The sequence below is a fragment of the Acidovorax sp. SUPP3334 genome (genome assembly GCF_030159055.1).
GTDB lineage: Bacteria > Pseudomonadota > Gammaproteobacteria > Burkholderiales > Burkholderiaceae_C > Paracidovorax.
Window position 1 is genome coordinate 66,477 of record NZ_BQXQ01000003.1, and the last position, 15,628, is coordinate 82,104.

At 67.7% G+C, this 15,628-nt stretch carries 14 protein-coding genes; 8 read left to right on the top strand and 6 right to left on the bottom strand.

Going from position 1 to position 15,628, the window contains the following annotated elements; genetic code table 11:
• Position 1: 1 nt before the first annotated feature.
• The 4 genes from AVHM3334_RS02090 to AVHM3334_RS02105 all read left to right on the top strand — a co-directional run bounded on the left by AVHM3334_RS02090 (position 2) and on the right by AVHM3334_RS02105 (position 4,103).
• Positions 2 to 778, top strand: coding sequence for an ABC transporter ATP-binding protein (locus AVHM3334_RS02090; protein ID WP_284409216.1), 777 nt, complete (start codon positions 2 to 4; stop codon positions 776 to 778).
• Complete coding sequence (locus tag AVHM3334_RS02095) at positions 775 to 1,824, top strand: ABC transporter substrate-binding protein (protein WP_284409217.1); 1,050 nt, start codon at positions 775 to 777, stop codon at positions 1,822 to 1,824. Before AVHM3334_RS02090 ends, AVHM3334_RS02095 begins: the two co-directional genes overlap by 4 nt.
• Positions 1,821 to 2,936, top strand: coding sequence for a FecCD family ABC transporter permease (locus AVHM3334_RS02100; protein ID WP_284409218.1), 1,116 nt, complete (start codon positions 1,821 to 1,823; stop codon positions 2,934 to 2,936). The genes AVHM3334_RS02095 and AVHM3334_RS02100 overlap by 4 nt, the downstream gene beginning before the upstream one ends.
• Before the next feature lie 240 nt (positions 2,937 to 3,176).
• On the top strand, positions 3,177 to 4,103 hold the full coding sequence (locus tag AVHM3334_RS02105) for a CysB family HTH-type transcriptional regulator (RefSeq protein ID WP_284409219.1): 927 nt from the start codon (positions 3,177 to 3,179) through the stop codon (positions 4,101 to 4,103).
• A 36-nt stretch (positions 4,104 to 4,139) separates the two neighbouring features.
• Here the strand turns inward: AVHM3334_RS02105 and AVHM3334_RS02110 are convergent, their stop codons facing one another.
• Positions 4,140 to 4,559 carry a c-type cytochrome gene (locus AVHM3334_RS02110; RefSeq protein WP_349816603.1) on the bottom strand — a complete coding sequence of 140 codons (420 nt, stop codon included), beginning with the start codon at positions 4,557 to 4,559 and terminating at the stop codon, positions 4,140 to 4,142.
• Between the two features lie 502 nt (positions 4,560 to 5,061).
• Between AVHM3334_RS02110 and AVHM3334_RS02115 the strand changes: the two genes are divergently transcribed.
• Both AVHM3334_RS02115 and alaS read left to right on the top strand, forming a co-directional pair.
• Positions 5,062 to 6,168 (top strand): ROK family protein, encoded by a 1,107-nt coding sequence (locus tag AVHM3334_RS02115; RefSeq protein ID WP_284409220.1) that lies wholly within the window; start codon positions 5,062 to 5,064, stop codon positions 6,166 to 6,168.
• Positions 6,169 to 6,403: 235 nt separating this feature from the next.
• A complete protein-coding gene (alaS, locus tag AVHM3334_RS02120; protein ID WP_284409222.1) occupies positions 6,404 to 9,028 on the top strand; it encodes an alanine--tRNA ligase in 2,625 nt (874 codons plus the stop codon).
• 135 nt (positions 9,029 to 9,163) lie between these two features.
• Here alaS and AVHM3334_RS02125 read toward each other — a convergent pair whose 3' ends face one another.
• From AVHM3334_RS02125 to AVHM3334_RS02145, 5 genes are all read right to left on the bottom strand, one after another.
• On the bottom strand, positions 9,164 to 10,213 hold the full coding sequence (locus AVHM3334_RS02125; RefSeq protein ID WP_284409225.1) for a GGDEF domain-containing protein: 1,050 nt from the start codon (positions 10,211 to 10,213) through the stop codon (positions 9,164 to 9,166).
• Positions 10,214 to 10,249: 36 nt separating this feature from the next.
• Positions 10,250 to 11,044, bottom strand: a complete 795-nt coding sequence (trmB, locus tag AVHM3334_RS02130; RefSeq protein WP_284409227.1) for a tRNA (guanosine(46)-N7)-methyltransferase TrmB — start codon at positions 11,042 to 11,044, stop codon at positions 10,250 to 10,252.
• On the bottom strand, positions 11,014 to 11,997 hold the full coding sequence (gluQRS, locus tag AVHM3334_RS02135; protein ID WP_284409229.1) for a tRNA glutamyl-Q(34) synthetase GluQRS: 984 nt from the start codon (positions 11,995 to 11,997) through the stop codon (positions 11,014 to 11,016). The genes trmB and gluQRS overlap by 31 nt, the downstream gene beginning before the upstream one ends.
• Complete coding sequence (locus tag AVHM3334_RS02140; protein WP_284409230.1) at positions 11,994 to 13,124, bottom strand: NAD(P)/FAD-dependent oxidoreductase; 1,131 nt, start codon at positions 13,122 to 13,124, stop codon at positions 11,994 to 11,996. The genes gluQRS and AVHM3334_RS02140 overlap by 4 nt, the downstream gene beginning before the upstream one ends.
• Before the next feature lie 87 nt (positions 13,125 to 13,211).
• On the bottom strand, positions 13,212 to 14,150 hold the full coding sequence (locus AVHM3334_RS02145) for a LysR family transcriptional regulator (RefSeq protein ID WP_284409233.1): 939 nt from the start codon (positions 14,148 to 14,150) through the stop codon (positions 13,212 to 13,214).
• A gap of 104 nt (positions 14,151 to 14,254) precedes the next feature.
• Here AVHM3334_RS02145 and AVHM3334_RS02150 point away from each other — a divergent pair, with 104 nt between their 5' ends.
• A complete protein-coding gene (locus AVHM3334_RS02150) occupies positions 14,255 to 14,956 on the top strand; it encodes a pirin family protein (RefSeq protein WP_284409235.1) in 702 nt (233 codons plus the stop codon).
• Positions 14,957 to 15,040: 84 nt separating this feature from the next.
• Entirely contained in the window at positions 15,041 to 15,595 is a 555-nt protein-coding gene (locus AVHM3334_RS02155) for a flavodoxin family protein (RefSeq protein ID WP_284409237.1), read from the top strand.
• The last annotated feature ends 33 nt before the right edge of the window (positions 15,596 to 15,628 follow it).

A 15,628-nucleotide genomic window follows, 5' to 3' on the forward strand; every position in this document is an offset into this window, starting at 1 on the left:
CATGCAGGCGCTGCTGCGTGCCGAAAACCTGGGCTTCAGCACCCCCCTGGGGCGCCAACTGGTGCGCGGTGTGGATGCCTGCGTCGCGCCTGGCGAATGCGTGGCGCTCGTCGGCCCCAATGGCGCGGGAAAAAGCACGCTGCTGAAACTGCTGAGTGCGCGCGCCGCGCCCACGCAGGGCAGGGTGTGCGTGCTCGGGCACGACCTGACCGAGTGGCCGGCCCTGGAGCGTGCGCGGCATGTCGCCGTGCTGGCGCAGACCGAAAGCGTGGACCTTGCCTTCAAGGTGCGCGACTACGTGGCACTGGGCCGCCTGCCCCACCAGGCGCACGCCGGCCGCGACGAGCATGCGCGGGTGGTGGACGAAGCGATGCAGACCTGCGGCGTGGAGGGGTTCGCCCAACGCGCGCTGTCCACATTGTCCGGAGGAGAGAGGCAAAGGGTCCATCTGGCACGCGCTCTGGCCCAGCAGCCTGCGTTGCTGCTGCTGGACGAGCCCACCAACCACCTCGACCTCGCAGCGCGGGCTGACCTGCTGGCACTGGTGCGCGGCCTTCGCATCGCCGTGGTCGCCGCGCTGCATGAACTCGGGCTGGTGCCTTCGTTCGCGGACCGGGTGTGGATGTTGCAGGCCGGTGCGCTGGTGGCCGATGGCCCGCCCGGCCAGGCCTTGAGCGCCGGGCGCGTGGCCGATGTGTTCGGCATGGAACTCGTGCACACGCAGCACCCCCGCCATGGCGGAACGCTGTGGTCGTTCGAGCGCGGAGCGGTGGCATGAATCGCGGCCTGAATCGCTGCAGGCATCGGACCCTGGCGCGGCGGACCGCGCTGGCCCTGGGCCTGGCGTTGGGTGTCGCCATGGGCACGGGCGTGGGCAGCGCACTGGCCCAGGGCGCTGCCGCACCGGGCGCACCGGCCAGTTCGAGCGCAGCGCCCGGCTTTCCCGTCACGGTGCCCAACTGCGGCGACACGCTGCGCATCGCGGCGCCGCCCCAGCGCATGGTCGTGCACGATCTGAACATGGTCGAGATGGCGATGGCGCTCGGCCTGCAGCCGTCGATGGTGGGCGTGACCGGCATCACCGGCTGGTACAAGACCGACGCCGCATTCCTGCGCGGGCTGGGCAATGTTCCAGAGCTGGCGCCCAAGTACCCCACGCTCGAAACCCTGGTGGCGGCCAAGCCGGACCTGTTCTTCGCCGGCTGGTATTACGGCATGCAGCCCGGCGGCGACGTGACGCCCGCCACGCTGGCACGCCATGGCATTCAGACGCTGGTGCTCACCGAGAGCTGCGCACACGCCCTGGGCGACAAGCCGCGCGCCACGATGGATCTGCTGTATGGCGACCTGCTGCGCCTGGGCACCGTGTTCGGCCGGCGTCCCGAGGCCGAGCGGCTCGTCGCCCAATGGCGCGAAAGGGTGCGTGCTGCGGCCGTGCCTGCGTTGCCCGCGCCGCCGCGCGTGTTCGTCTACGACTCGGGCGAGGACAAGCCGTTCACCGCTGGCCGCGCCGCCATGCCCACTGCGCTGATCGAGGCCGCCGGCGGGCGCAATGTGCTGGGCGATGTCTCTATGAGTTGGGGCACGTCGGCCTGGGAAACCGTCGCGGCCAGCAATCCGCAGTTCATCGTGCTGCTGGACTACCAGAACGGCCAGGGCCCAGAGCATTTGCAGCAGATCCTGCAGGCGCACCCTGCGATGCGGCTGACCGACGCCGTGCGCCATCGGCGTTTCATCACGCTGCGCTACGCCGAACTCACCCCGGGCCCCGCCAACATCGGCGCGGTCGAAAAGCTCGCCCGTGCGCTGAGGCAATCGCCATGAAGACCCGGCCGGCGGACCGTGAGACCGCAGCGGCAGGCAGCGCGGCAGGGCCGGTGCTCGTCGATGCGCGTGATTCCGCTGCCGTGCTGCGCGGCGGCGGCCTGCGCCGGCTTCTTCCGCTGGCTCTGGTGCTGGGCATGCTGCTGCTCGTCATGCTCTCGCTCACTGCTGGCAGCGCGCCGGTGTCGTGGCGCGAAGCCGCTGCTGCGCTGGCCGGGTCGTGGGCCGGCGATGCGGGCCGTGCGGATTCGAACAGCATGGTGAACGTGATCGTTCTGGACCTGCGGCTTCCGCGCGTGCTGCTGGCGCTGCTGGTGGGCGCTGCGCTGGCGCTGGTGGGTGGCCTGCTGCAGAGCACCACGCGCAATGACCTGGCCGATCCGTTTCTGTTCGGGCTGTCTTCAGGCGCATCCACCGGGGCGGTGGCCGTCATCACCTTGACCGGCGACTGGCTGGGCGCGTGGACCCTGCCGGCCGCCACATTCGCGGGGGCCTCGGTCGCGGCTGGAGCGGTGCTGCTGCTGGTGCGCCGGGCAGGCGGACACGGCCCGGCGCAAACCGTGCTGGCCGGCCTGGCGGTGTCGTTCCTGTTCGGTGCGCTGACCCATGGGCTGGTCTTCGCGGGGGACCAGCGCGCGGCCCATGCCGTGGTGTTCTGGTCGCTCGGCGGGCTGGGGCTGGCGCGCTGGGACAACCTCTGGCTGGCCGTCCTGGGACTGCTCGTTCCGGCCGTTTTCGTGTGGCGCAGCCACCGGGCGCTGGACGCCTTGCTGGCCGGCGACGACACGGCCTACAGCCTGGGCATCGCCCCGGAGCGCCTGCGCACCCGGGCGTTCTTGGTCGCAGCCGTGGCCACGGCGTGCTGCGTGGCACTGGCAGGCGTCATCGGCTTTGTCGGGCTGATGGTGCCGCATCTGGCACGGCGGCTGACTGGGCCGCTGCATGCGGCTTTTCTGCCGGTGGCAGCGGTGCTGGGCGGTGCGTTGCTGCTCGCCAGCGACTTGGTGGCGCGCACGCTGCTGGGCTCGCAGGAGCTGCCGGTGGGCATCGTCACCGCCGGCATCGGGGCCGTCTTCGTGATGGCTTTGCTGAGGCGCTCGGCGCACGCCTGATCGCAGACCGCCTGCTTATATAGTTTCAACCTTAAGTCATGGAAATATATTCTTTCTGGTTTTAAAGAACGGTTTCTAAGATCGCGGCAGCTTCCTAAAACAGGTGTGTTCCGTGACCCGACCGCTCTCTATTTCCATGTCCATGTCCATGTCCATCGCATCCGCCTTCGCTGTAGATGGCGATGGCGATGACGGCTTCGGCATTCCCTTCATTGACGCGCTAATGGCAGGGCGGGGCGCATGAACTTCCAGCAACTGCGCTCGGTGCGAGAGGCCGTGCGGTGCGGCTTCAACCTGACCGAGGTGGCCGCCATGCTCTACACCTCGCAGCCCGGGGTGAGCCGCCAGATCCGCGAACTCGAAGAAGAACTGGGTCTCGAAATTTTCGTGCGGGCCGGCAAGCGCCTCACCGGGCTCACGCCGCCCGGTGCCACGCTGCTGCCCATCGTCGAGCGGCTGCTGCTGGAGGCCGAGAACCTCAAGCGGGCGGGCCTGGATTTCAGCGCCAGCGAAGAAGGGCGCCTGTCGGTGGCCGCCACGCACTCCCAGGCCCGCTATGCGCTGCCCCAGGTGGTGCGCGACTTTCGGGCGCTGTATCCCCAGGTGTCGCTGCACCTGCACCAGGGCTCGCCCCGCCAGGTGGCCGAAATGCTGCTGTCCGGCGAGGCCGACATCGGCGTGGCCACCGAAGCGCTGGCCGGTTACGACAGCCTGGTCACGCTGCCGTGCTACCGGTGGTCGCACAGCATCGTGGTGCCCCCGGAGCATCCGCTGCTGGGCCAGACGGAGCCGGTCACGCTGCAGCAGCTCGCCCGCTTTCCCATCGTCACCTATGAACTGGGCTACACCGGCCGCGCGCACATCGACGAAGCCTTCGCGCGCGAGGGAATGAAGCCCGACGTGGTGCTGACGGCCATGGATGCCGACGTGATCAAGACCTATGTGGAACTGGGCATGGGCGTGGGCATCGTCGCATCGATCGCCGTGGACCCCGACCGCGACCGCCACCTGCGCATGCTGGACGCGCGCCATCTGTTCGAGGTCAACCTCACCCGCCTTGGGCTGCGGCGCGGCAGCTGGATGCGCGGGTATGCCTATCGCTTCATCGAGAGCTTCGTGCCGACCCTCACGCGGGACGTGGTGGAAGCCGCCATGAAAGCGGCGTAGAACCTCCCAGGTGTCTGGGCGCGGGCGCTCGCGCTGTCAGGGCGGCGGTGGCTGCGACAGCACCCACTGCGCCAGCGCACGCGATTCGGTCTCGGTGATGCGGCTTTGGCGCGGCATGATGACCCGGCCCCACGTTCCCACGCTGCCGTTACGTATCTTGCCGGCCAGCCGCTCGGGTGCTTCGGCGTCGTTGCGGTAGCGCTCGGCGATCTGCGCGAAGCCCGGACCGACCTGCTTGCGCACCATGCCGTGGCAGGCCATGCAGCCGTGCTCCTTTCCCAGATGCCCTTCCTGCGCTGCTTGGCCAGCGCTGGGGCCGCATGCCAGCCAGGCGACCAGCGCACACGCTGCCAGGATGTGCATGCCGGTGCGATGGTTGCCAGCCAGGCCCGGGGGGCAGGGCGTCGAAGGCATGGCGGCGTCGGCATGCCCGGCTCGAAATCGGACGTCGTTCATGGTGGCGAGCATAGCGGCGGTGGACGATGTCGCACCCTGTGACCGTTGCACGGTTTTGCGCATATTCAAACGCATTTCGGTCGCTTGGACAGCCCATGAGCTCCCGGTAGATTCGCTTTTGAGCCCAGTGCCCCTGCCGCACATCCGCCACCCGCAGCCCTTTTTTCACCCCTTGGGTTGCGGGTTGCCAGCGCCGATCCAGTTTTTGTCAGTAGGGGGTCTCTTTCAAGCCCGCCGCGTGCGGGCTTCTTTTTGTTCGGCGAATGAGGGGGCGCCAGGCATTTTGGCATTTTCGCCCGCCACCGCAGTATTCATTAGGTGGTGAGCTATCAAAAATATAGCAAGCCGGTGCTTGGCAGGCGCCCCGCATGCAGCGGCACTCCCATGCATTGCGGCCCCGTCCGACGCCGAAGGGCGTCTTGGCTGACGAGAGCGTGCTTGCGGTCGAGCCACCATCGCCGGGTCGCCCGCGCCGCGGGCCCGAACCAGGACCAGGGAGCCCATGGCATCCAAAGACAAAGCCGCCGACGTGGCCGTGAGTGAGAAAGAAGAAAAGGCGCAGCGCCAGCTGTGCGTACTGGGGCCGCATGGCGATCTGGAACTGGAGTCCGTCACCATCGACGGCTACAGCCTGGAACTGCGCGATGGCGACGGTTTCGTCGGCGACAACGCCAGCCGCACCGCATTTCGCGAAATGCTCGATGCCTGGCGCAAGCTCTACGCCGACATGGTCGGCAAGGACCCGCTGGGCGGCAAGCCCACGCGCGAAATCAGCAAGCAGCGCCTGGACGAACTGCTGGAAAAAGACGGCATCGGTGCCCGTGCCATCGAAGCCGCCTCGGAGGATTACGCGCTGCAACTCGCCCACGTGGTGCAGTGCTTCATCAAGCACAAGACCTGGCGCGGTGTGAAGCGCGTGATCATCGGCGGCGGGTTTCACCAGAGCGAAGTGGGCGAACGGGCCATCGCCCGCGCGGCCGAAATCCTCAAGAAGGGAAAAACGCAGGTCGAGCTGCGCACGCTGCACCACCATGCGGACGAGGGCGGGCTGATCGGCTGGGTGCACCTGGCGCCCCCCGCGTTGCTGCAAAGCTACGACGCCATCCTGGCAGTGGACATCGGCGGCACCAACGTGCGCTGCGGCATCGTGCAGACCCACCTGCACAGTGCCCCCGACATGTCCAAGGCCGAGGTGGTGATCCGCGAGAAATGGGGCCACGCCGACGACGCCCCCAAGCGCGATGAACTGGTCGAGGGCATCGCCGAGATGCTGGAAGACCTGGTCGGCTATGCCGAGAAGAAGAACATTCGCCTTGCCCCTTACGTGGGCGTGGCCTGCCCGGGCCTGGTGTGCGAGGACGGCTCGCTGGCAGGCGGCACGCAGAACCTGCCGGGCAATTGGGAGAGCATTCGCTTTCACCTGCCGCGCGACCTGTGCGAGCGGTTGCCGTATATCGGCCAGGGCCGCACCCAGGTCTGCCTGCACAACGACGCGGTCGTGCAGGGCCTGTCGGAGTTGCCCTTCACCACCGACGTGAAGCACTGGGCCGTGCTCACGGTGGGCACGGGCCTCGGCAATGCCAGCTATACCAACCGCCAGGGCGCTTGATCGACCCGCGACCGGCGCTACGGCGGTCCTTTTCGGGTGGCCGGCCAAGGGGGCGGCGCGTTGCGGCGGACCGCCAGCGCAGCGCGGCCGGCGCCGCCGGGCCGCCCGATGGCGCACACGGTGCCCAGCCATGCCCCGAAACCTATAATCGACGTCCCCAGCCTCGCCGGCCCACACGTGCCTTCACGTGCGTTCACTTGCGTTGAGGCACCTCGGCACCCCACCAGATTCCAAGATGAGCCAGCCCACTTCCAGCGTCGCAGACATTCGCAAGACCTTCCTTGATTTCTTCGCATCGAAGGGCCACACCATCGTCCCGTCGAGCCCGCTCGTGCCGGGCAACGACCCGACGCTGATGTTCACGAACTCGGGCATGGTGCAGTTCAAGGACGTGTTCCTGGGCACCGACAAGCGGCCCTATCGGCGCGCCACGTCCGTCCAGGCGTGCCTGAGGGCCGGCGGCAAGCACAACGACCTGGAAAACGTGGGCTACACCGCGCGCCACCACACGTTCTTCGAGATGCTGGGCAACTGGAGTTTTGGCGACTACTTCAAACGCGAATCGCTGAAGTGGGCCTGGGAGCTGCTGACCGAGGTGTACAAGCTGCCCGCAGAGCGCCTGCTGGCCACCGTCTATGAAGAAGACGACGAGGCCTACGACATCTGGACCAAGGAGATCGGCCTGCCCCCTGAGCGCGTGATCCGCATCGGCGACAACAAGGGCGGCCGCTACAAGTCCGACAACTTCTGGATGATGGCCGACACCGGCCCCTGTGGCCCGTGCAGCGAAATCTTCTACGACCACGGCCCCGAAATTCCCGGTGGCCCGCCCGGCAGCCCCGATGAAGACGGCGACCGCTTCATCGAAATCTGGAACAACGTGTTCATGCAGTTCGACATGGCAGAAGACGGCTCCGTCAAGCCGCTGCCCGCGCCCTGCGTGGACACCGGCATGGGTCTGGAGCGCCTGGCCGCCATTCTTCAGCACGTGCACAGCAACTACCAGATCGACCTGTTCGACGCGCTCATCAAGGCCGCTGGACGCGAGACGCACACGGCCGATTTGACCAACCCTTCGCTGAAGGTGATCGCCGACCACATCCGCGCCACCTCGTTCCTGATCGTGGACGGCGTGCTGCCGAGCAACGAAGGCCGCGGCTATGTCGAACGCCGCATCGTGCGCCGCGCCATCCGCCACGGCTACAAGCTGGGCCAGAAGACGCCGTTCTTCCACAAGCTGGTCAAGGACCTGGCGCAGCAGATGGGCGATGCCTACCCCAAGCTGCGCGAACAAGAACAGCGCATCACCGAGGTGCTCAAGGCCGAGGAAGAGCGTTTCTTCGAAACGCTGGCCAACGGGATGGAAATCCTGGACGCAGCCCTGTCCGGCGGCGCAACCGTGCTGCCCGGCGACGTGGCCTTCAAGCTGCATGACACCTACGGCTTTCCGCTCGACCTCTCGGCCGACGTGTGCCGCGAGCGCGGCGTGACGGTCGATGAAGCCGGCTTCGCCGCCGCCATGGACAAGCAGAAAGCCCAGGCGCGTGCTGCCGGCAAATTCAAGATGGACCGCGCCCTCGAGTACACGGGCGACCTTAACCGCTTCACCGGCTACGAGCGCCTGGCGGAAAGCGCCAGGATCACGGCCATCTACGTGGACGGTGTGAGCGCTACTGCCCTGAACGCGGGGCAGGAGGGCATCGTGGTGCTCGACACCACGCCGTTCTATGCCGAAAGCGGCGGCCAGGTGGGCGACCAGGGCGTGATCAGCAGCGGCGAAGCCCGCTTCGCGGTGGACGACACGCTCAAGATCCGGGCCGATGTGTACGGCCACCATGGCCGCCTGGCGGCCGGCACCCTGAACGTGGGCGATGCGGTCACCGCCGAGGTGGATACCGCCCTGCGCGCTGCCACCATGCGCAACCATTCGGTCACCCACCTGATGCACAAGGCCCTGCGCGAAGTGCTGGGCAGCCATGTCCAGCAAAAGGGATCGCTGGTCAATGCCGAGCGCACGCGCTTCGACTTCGCCCATGGCGCTCCGGTGACGGATGCGCAGATTCGCGAGATCGAGCGCCGCGTGAACGAAGAAATACTTGCCAACACCGCGACCGGCGCGAAGGTGATGGACATTGAATCGGCCCAGAAAACGGGCGCCATGATGCTGTTCGGCGAGAAGTACGGCGAAAACGTGCGCGTGCTGGACATCGGTTCCAGCCGCGAACTGTGCGGCGGCACCCACGTGGCGCGCACCGGCGACATCGGCCTGTTCAAGGTCGTGGCCGAAGGCGGCGTGGCGGCAGGGGTGCGCCGCATCGAAGCCGTCACCGGCAGCAATGCGCTGGCGTACCTGCAGCAGCTGGAGGACACCGTGACCCGCGCGGCCAGCGTGCTCAAGGCGCCCGTGACCGAGCTGACCGGCCGCATCGGCCAGGCGCTGGACCAGGTGAAGGTGCTGGAGCGTGAAGTGGCTGCTCTCAAAGGCAAGCTCGCGTCCGCCCAGGGCGACGAAATGCTGGCCCAGGCGGTGGACATCAACGGCGTGAAGCTGCTGGCGGCCCAACTCCCGGGCGCGGACGCCAAGACGCTGCGCGACACCATGGACAAGCTCAAGGACAAGCTCAAGTCCGCCGTGATCGTGCTGGCCGCCGCCGATGGCGACAAGGTGCAACTGGCGGCGGGTGTCACGGCCGACAGCGTGGGCAAGGTCAAGGCCGGCGAGCTGGTCAATTTCGTGGCCCAGCAGGTCGGCGGCAAGGGCGGCGGCAAGGCCGACATGGCCATGGCCGGCGGCACCAATGCCGCTGCGCTGCCTGCGGCGCTGGCGTCGGTGCAGGCGTGGGTGGCTGAGCGCCTCTGACCAGACTGCGACAGGTTGCGAAAAGGCCGGTCAGCCCATTGGGGCTGACCGGCCTTTTTTTGGTGGGATGCGCAGCGTGTCGAGCGCCGTCGCACCGCAAAGCGGTCCCGGCTTTCGGCCGGTGCCCGCTGCCCGCTAGAACAGTTCCACGTCGTCGTTGGCCACCTTGGTGTGCAGATGGCCCTGGTCGATCAGCTCGTCGTAGTAGCAGACGCGGTTGCGGCCGTTTTCCTTGGCGAAATAAAGCGCCTGGTCGGCCTGGCCCAGGATTTCGACCGGCGCGCCGCGCTCGGTGCACACGAAGCCCAGGCTCACCGTCACCTGGCCGACCTGTGGAAAGTCGTACTCCTGCACGGCAAGGCGGAAGCGATTGAACACCTTGTGCGCAGTGGAGAGGGTCGTCGAGCGCAGCAGCACCACGAACTCTTCGCCGCCGAAGCGGAAGATGCGGTCGTGGCTGCGAAACGATGAGCGAAGGATGTTGGCGATCAGGATCAGCACTTCGTCGCCGTACAAGTGCCCGAAACGGTCGTTGACCTGCTTGAAGTGGTCGATGTCCACCACCGCCAGCCACTGCTGCAGCGGCTCGCTCGTGTCGGCGCCTTCGCCCTCCGCCAGCATTTCGGCCGCGGAGGCGATGCGCACGCTGCCCGACACCCCGGCGCGGCGGGCGAATTGCTCGTCGAAGGTCTTGCGGTTGAACAGCCCCGTGAGCGCGTCGCGCTCGCTGTAATCCAGCAGGCTCTGGTAGTTCTGGTACACGTAGAAAACGCTCTGGATCACGTCCAGCTTGTGGGCCGAAAACGCGCGGGTCTGCGTGACCTCGATGCACGCGTGCACCTCGTCGTGCATCCAGACAGGCATCCACAGCGTGTGCTCGCCCTTGCGCCGCGATTGCAGCGCGCTGCGCTCTTTCTGGACGATGCATTCGTTCAGCGCGGCATATTCGGTGAGCAGTTCACGCCGCGGGTCAGCCGCCGCTTCGGAGTTGGTCGAAACCATCTGGCCCTGGTCGCACCAGGTGCGGGGCCGCACGTAGGCCACGCCGTTGTCGCTGAAAATTTCCAGCGCTCGCACCGCCTTGATCGAAGGCAGCTTCTGCAGCGTGGAGAGCACCGACACCTCCAGGCGCAGATGGTCGCGGTGGCCGGTCATTTCGACCAGGTTGTCGAGAATGGGCTTCATGGAGGCGTCGGTTCTGCGGTCATGCGATCAATGCGATCAACTCCGGCGCACGAACACCACGTCCCACACGCCGTGTCCCAGGCGCAGGCCGCGGTTTTCGAACTTGGTGAGCGGGCGGTATTCCGGCTGCGGTGCGTAGGCTTGCGCGGTGTTGGCCAGTTGCGGCTCGGCCGACAGCACCTCGAGCATCTGCTCGGCATAAGGCTGCCAGTCGGTGGCGCAATGCAGATAGCCGCCCGGCTTGAGCCGCGCGGCCAGCTTGGCCACCAGCGGCGGCTGGATCAGCCGGCGCTTGTTGTGCTTGGTCTTGTGCCAGGGGTCGGGAAAGAAGATGTGAACCCCGTCCAGGGTGCCGGGCGGCACCATGTGGTCGATTACCTCGACCGCGTCGTGCTGAAGGATGCGGATGTTGGCCAGGCCCTGCTCGCCGATGCGCTTGAGCAGTGCGCCCACGCCGGGCTCATGCACTTCGCAGCACAGGAAGTCGTCCTGCGGGCGAACGCTGGCGATGTGGGCCGTTGCCTCGCCCATGCCGAAACCGATCTCCAGCACCAGGGGCGCGGTGCGGCCGAACACGGCCGGGGCATCGATGGGCCGGGGCGAATAGTCCAGCACGAAGCGCGGTCCCAGTTCTTCGAAGGCCTTGGCCTGCCCGGTGGTGGTGCGGCCCGCGCGGCGCACGTAGCTCTTGATGGTCTTGGGATAGGGAACGTCGGCGGGGGCTCCGCCGCCCGCGCGCGCGGGGCGCGGCTCGGGAGGATTCGTAGGGCCGGCATCGGCCAGGGGGAAGTGCGTTTCTGTCACGGTGAGCGATTGTAGATTCGGGACCATGCTTGCGCCCACAGCGCCAGCGCATCACCGATGGGGGTGTCGTTTGGCCGCACCAGTGGCGCAAGGCCCAGGGTTTTCGCCGCCGCCGACAGCACCTTGACCGGCTCGCGCGTATCCAGCGCCGGCGCGCCATGTTGTTTGGACAGCTTGGCGCCATCCTCCGCGTACACCAGCGGCGCATGAAGATAGCTCGGCGTGGGCGCTCCCAGCGCCTTTTGCAGCAGGATCTGGCGTGGCGTGTTGTCGGCCAGGTCTTCCCCGCGCACGACGTGGGTGACGGCCTGGTCTGCATCGTCCACCACGACAGCCAGTTGGTAGGCCCACAGGCCATCGGCCCGGCGAAGCACGAAGTCTCCGACGGCACGGGCCACATCCTGCGACTGCAGGCCCAGCCGGCGGTCTTCCCACATCACGCCTTCTCGCGATGCCGAAGCGCCCGTGCCACGCCCGCAAGGGGTGCCGTGCACCGGCAATTTTTTCTGAATTTCCGATGAGCGGAATCGCCAGGATCGCGCCGTGCGGCCTTGCAAACCGGCGCGGCAGGTGCCGGGGTAGGGCAGCTCGACATTGGGCTGGCGCACATGGCCCAGCCGGGCCTGAACCTGTTCGATATCGCTGCGGGAGCAGGCGCAGGGGTAGGCCTGGTTTTGTACCAGCAGCCGCTCCAGCGCCTGCTGGTACAGCGCGCCGCGCCGCGACTGCCACTGCACCGGCCCATCCGGCAGCAGGCCGCAATCGGCCAATTGGGAAAGGATCACCGCATCGGCGCCCGGCGCACAGCGCGGTGTGTCGATGTCTTCGATGCGCACCAGCCACTGTCCGCCGTTCACGCCCGGGGCCGTGCGTGCGTCCAGCCAGCTGGCCAGCGCCGCGACCAGCGAGCCTGCATGCAGCGGGCCGGTGGGCGACGGCGCGAAACGGCCGACGTAGCGGTGCGGTAAGCCAGGTGTCATGCCACGGCGAGCGCGAGTTCCAGTCCGGACACGAACGCATCTTCCAAACGGTGGCCCAGGCACCAGTCGCCGCACAGGCCGATGCCGGCGCTGGCGTCCCACAGATGCGAGCGGGCCAGGGGCGCCACGGTCTGCGCGTAGCGCCACCGGCAGACCTGCGCGTGGGCAGGCTCGGCGCGGATGCCGGTCACTTCGGAGAACGCTTTCATGAGCTTGGCCTGCACCCGCGCTTCGTCGTCTTCCAGGTGTTCCTGCGACCATGCGGGGCTGGCCTGCACAGTCCAGCGCTCCACCGGGCCCCGGCCGGGCTTGGAGGATTCGCGTGCCAGCCAGGCGATGCGGTGGTGCGTGCTGCGGGCGGCATTCCACTGCGGCCCCAAGGTGGTGAGCCCAGGGCGCACAGCCTGCGGAAACGCCAGCATGAGGGTCCAGCAGGGCGCGATGGTGACGCCAGCCAGCGGCTGGTGCAGCGATGGGGCGATGTCGTTGCCGCAGGCCTGCAACAGCGCCAGCGCGGGCACCGAAGGCTGGGCCAGCAGCACGGCATCGAAGCCGGCATGCACCTGGGTGCCGCCATCGGAGGTTTCGGTGCGCAGCTGCCAGCGTGTGCCGTCCATGGCATCGCGCTCGATGCGGGCGACGCGCTGGCCCGTGTGCAGCCGGCCTGCCTGCGACAGCGGGCGCGCCCAGGCATCCACCAGCGACTGCATGCCCGGGCTGGCCACCCAATGCGGCTCGCCCGGCGGGGGCGACGCGGCGGCCACGCGGCCTGCGGCGTCCAGCACGCGCACGGTGTTGGCGCTCCATGGCCGGCACAGGCCGGGCACGGTTTCGAGTGCCTGGGTAAAGCGCGCGTCGCGCACGGTGAAATATTGGGCGCCGGCATCGAAGCTGCCGAAGGCGGTGTCCAGCGTTGTCGTGCGCCCGCCGGCATGCGGCGACTTTTCGAACACGGTGACTTCATGGCCCGCCTGCACCAGCGTGCGGGCGCACGCGATGCCCGCCATGCCCGCGCCGATGACGGCGAACCGCCGCGGGGAGGCGGGCGGCAGGGGGGCGGGGGAAGGGGTTTCGGCGGCGGAGCTGCGTCGCAGCCGTTGCTTGGATCGTTGGGCAGGTGATGGCATGGGCCGGGCCTTTCGGAAGCGAAGTTCAGGAGCAGGAAAACAAGGCCCACTCTACACGCGCGGCCGTTCGCCGCGCGGCTTGAACGGCTAGAAATGATGATGGTTTTCGAGCAGTGCCTTGCGCGTGGCGGGGCTTTGCAGCTGCGACAGCCACCATTGCAGCGCCCGCCCCGGCGCGCTGTGGCCGGGGCCGCCCCACACGTAATGCACCGGCACGCTGCGGGCGGCCCGCGCCACCTTGCGGGTCACCAGCCGGCCGGCCTGCAGGTACGGACGCGCCATGGGCTCCGGCAGGAAGCCGCCGCCCAGGCCCCTCAACTGCGCCTGCAGCTTGGCCTGCATGCTGTCCACGGTGAACACGTCCTGACCGCCCAGCAGCCCCATGGTGACGCTGCCGCGCTGGGCGGAATCGGCCACGGCCACCGCACGGTGCTCGCGCAGCACGGAATCGGTGATGGGCTCGGGCGCCTCGGCCAGCGGATGGTGGGGCGCGATGGCGTACAGAAATTCCAGGTGGCCCATCTCGATCTGCTGCAGGCCCGACACGTTGGAGCCGTTCACGGCCACGCCGATGGCAAGGTCCGCCCGTCCCGAGGTGAGCATTTCCAGCGTGCCCGACAGGATGCCTGTGCGCAGCTTGAGGCGGGTAGGGGGCTGCAGCGCGTAGAACGCCTCGGTCAGTTCCAGCAGGGTCGTGGGCGAGATGATGCCGTCCACGCTGATCGTCAGCTGCGGCTCCCAGCCGGTCGCCACGCGGCGCACCCGGTTCGCCACCGCGTCCACCTCTTCCAGCAGCCGGGCGCCTTCGCGCAGCAGTTCCGAGCCGGCTTCGGTCGGGCGTGCCTGGCGGGCGCTGCGGTCGAACAGCAGCACGTCCAGCGCATCCTCGATCTGGCGCACGCGGTACGTCAGGGCGCTAGGCACCAGCCCCAGCCGCCGCGCGGCCGCCGCGAAACTGCCGGTGTCCGCAATCACCTGCAGCATGGCCAGGCTGTCGGGAGTGAGCGCATCGCGGGCGTTTTGCATGGTGGGGTGGTCGAGAGTTCAAACGTTTTGAATGATGCCTTCAATCGGATTGGCTGCGCAAGCGCAGGTCTGCTTCTACAGTCCCCCATCGAAGGAGCGCGCCCATGCTGACCGTCCGCAAATCACAAGACCGGGGCCATGCCGACCATGGCTGGCTGCAGTCCAACCACAGCTTTTCCTTCGCCGGCTACTACGACCCCCGCTACATGGGCTACGGCAGCCTTCGCGTCATCAACGAAGACCGCATCGCCCCGGGCACCGGATTCGGCCCCCACGGCCACCGCGACATGGAAATTCTCAGCTACGTGCTGTCCGGCGAACTGGGGCACAAGGACAGCCTGGGCAACATCCAGGGCATTCCGCCCGGCGACGTGCAGCGCATGAGCGCCGGCACCGGCGTGACGCACAGCGAGTTCAACCATGCCGACGGGCAGTCCACGCACTTCCTGCAGATCTGGCTGGAGCCCGACACGCGGGGCATTGCCCCCGAGTACGAGCAGAAAACCTTTCCCGAGACCGAAAAGCGCGGCGTGCTGCGGCTGCTGGCCTCGCCCTGTGGCGAACGCGGCTCGCTCACCGTGCATGCGGATGCCCGGCTCTATGCGGGCCTTTTCGATGGCTCGGAAGCCGCCACGCTGGCCCTGCCGGCCGATCGCAAAGCCTATGTGCATGTCGTGCGGGGCGCCATCGAGGTCAACCACCGCACGCTGATGGCGGGCGATGCGGCGTTCGCCGAGCAGGAGCCCCTGCTGGCGTTCGAGCGCGGCACGCAGGCCGAGGTGCTGGTGTTCGATCTGGCGGCCTGACGTGCTTCGCTGCGCCGCCTTTTTTCCTGGCGTTGATTCATTTCCTTCAATGCCTTCCAACCCTGAAATTCAGAGGAACTTTCCATGACCAAAATCGCAGTCGTCTTTCATTCCGGATACGGCCACACCCAGCGCCTGGCCCAGGCCGTTGCCGAGGGTGCCAACGCCCAGCTCGTCGCGATCGACGCCGACGGCAACCTGCCCGAAGGCGGCTGGGAAACCCTGCAGGAGGCCGATGCCATCCTGTTCGGAACGCCGACCTACATGGGTGGCCCGAGCTGGCAGTTCAAGAAATTCGCCGATGCCTCGTCCAAGGCGTGGTTCGGCCGCAGCTGGCAGGACAAGGTGTTCGGCGGCTTCACCAACAGCGCCAGCCTGAACGGCGACAAGCAAGTGACGCTGATCTATCTGCAGACCCTGGCCTCGCAGCATGGCGGCATCTGGGTGAGCCTGGGCCTGCTGCCCAGCAACTCCAAAGCCGCCACGCGCAACGACCTCAACAACCTGGGCGGTTCGGTCGGAGCCCTGGCTCAGTCTCCCTCCGATGCCAGCGTGCAGGAAATGCTCCAGGGCGACCTGGACACCGGCCGTTCGTACGGCGCCCGCGTGGCCGAGATCGCGAAGCGCCTGCACGGCTGATAGATTGGCCGGCCATTCCTGATCCTTCTGATC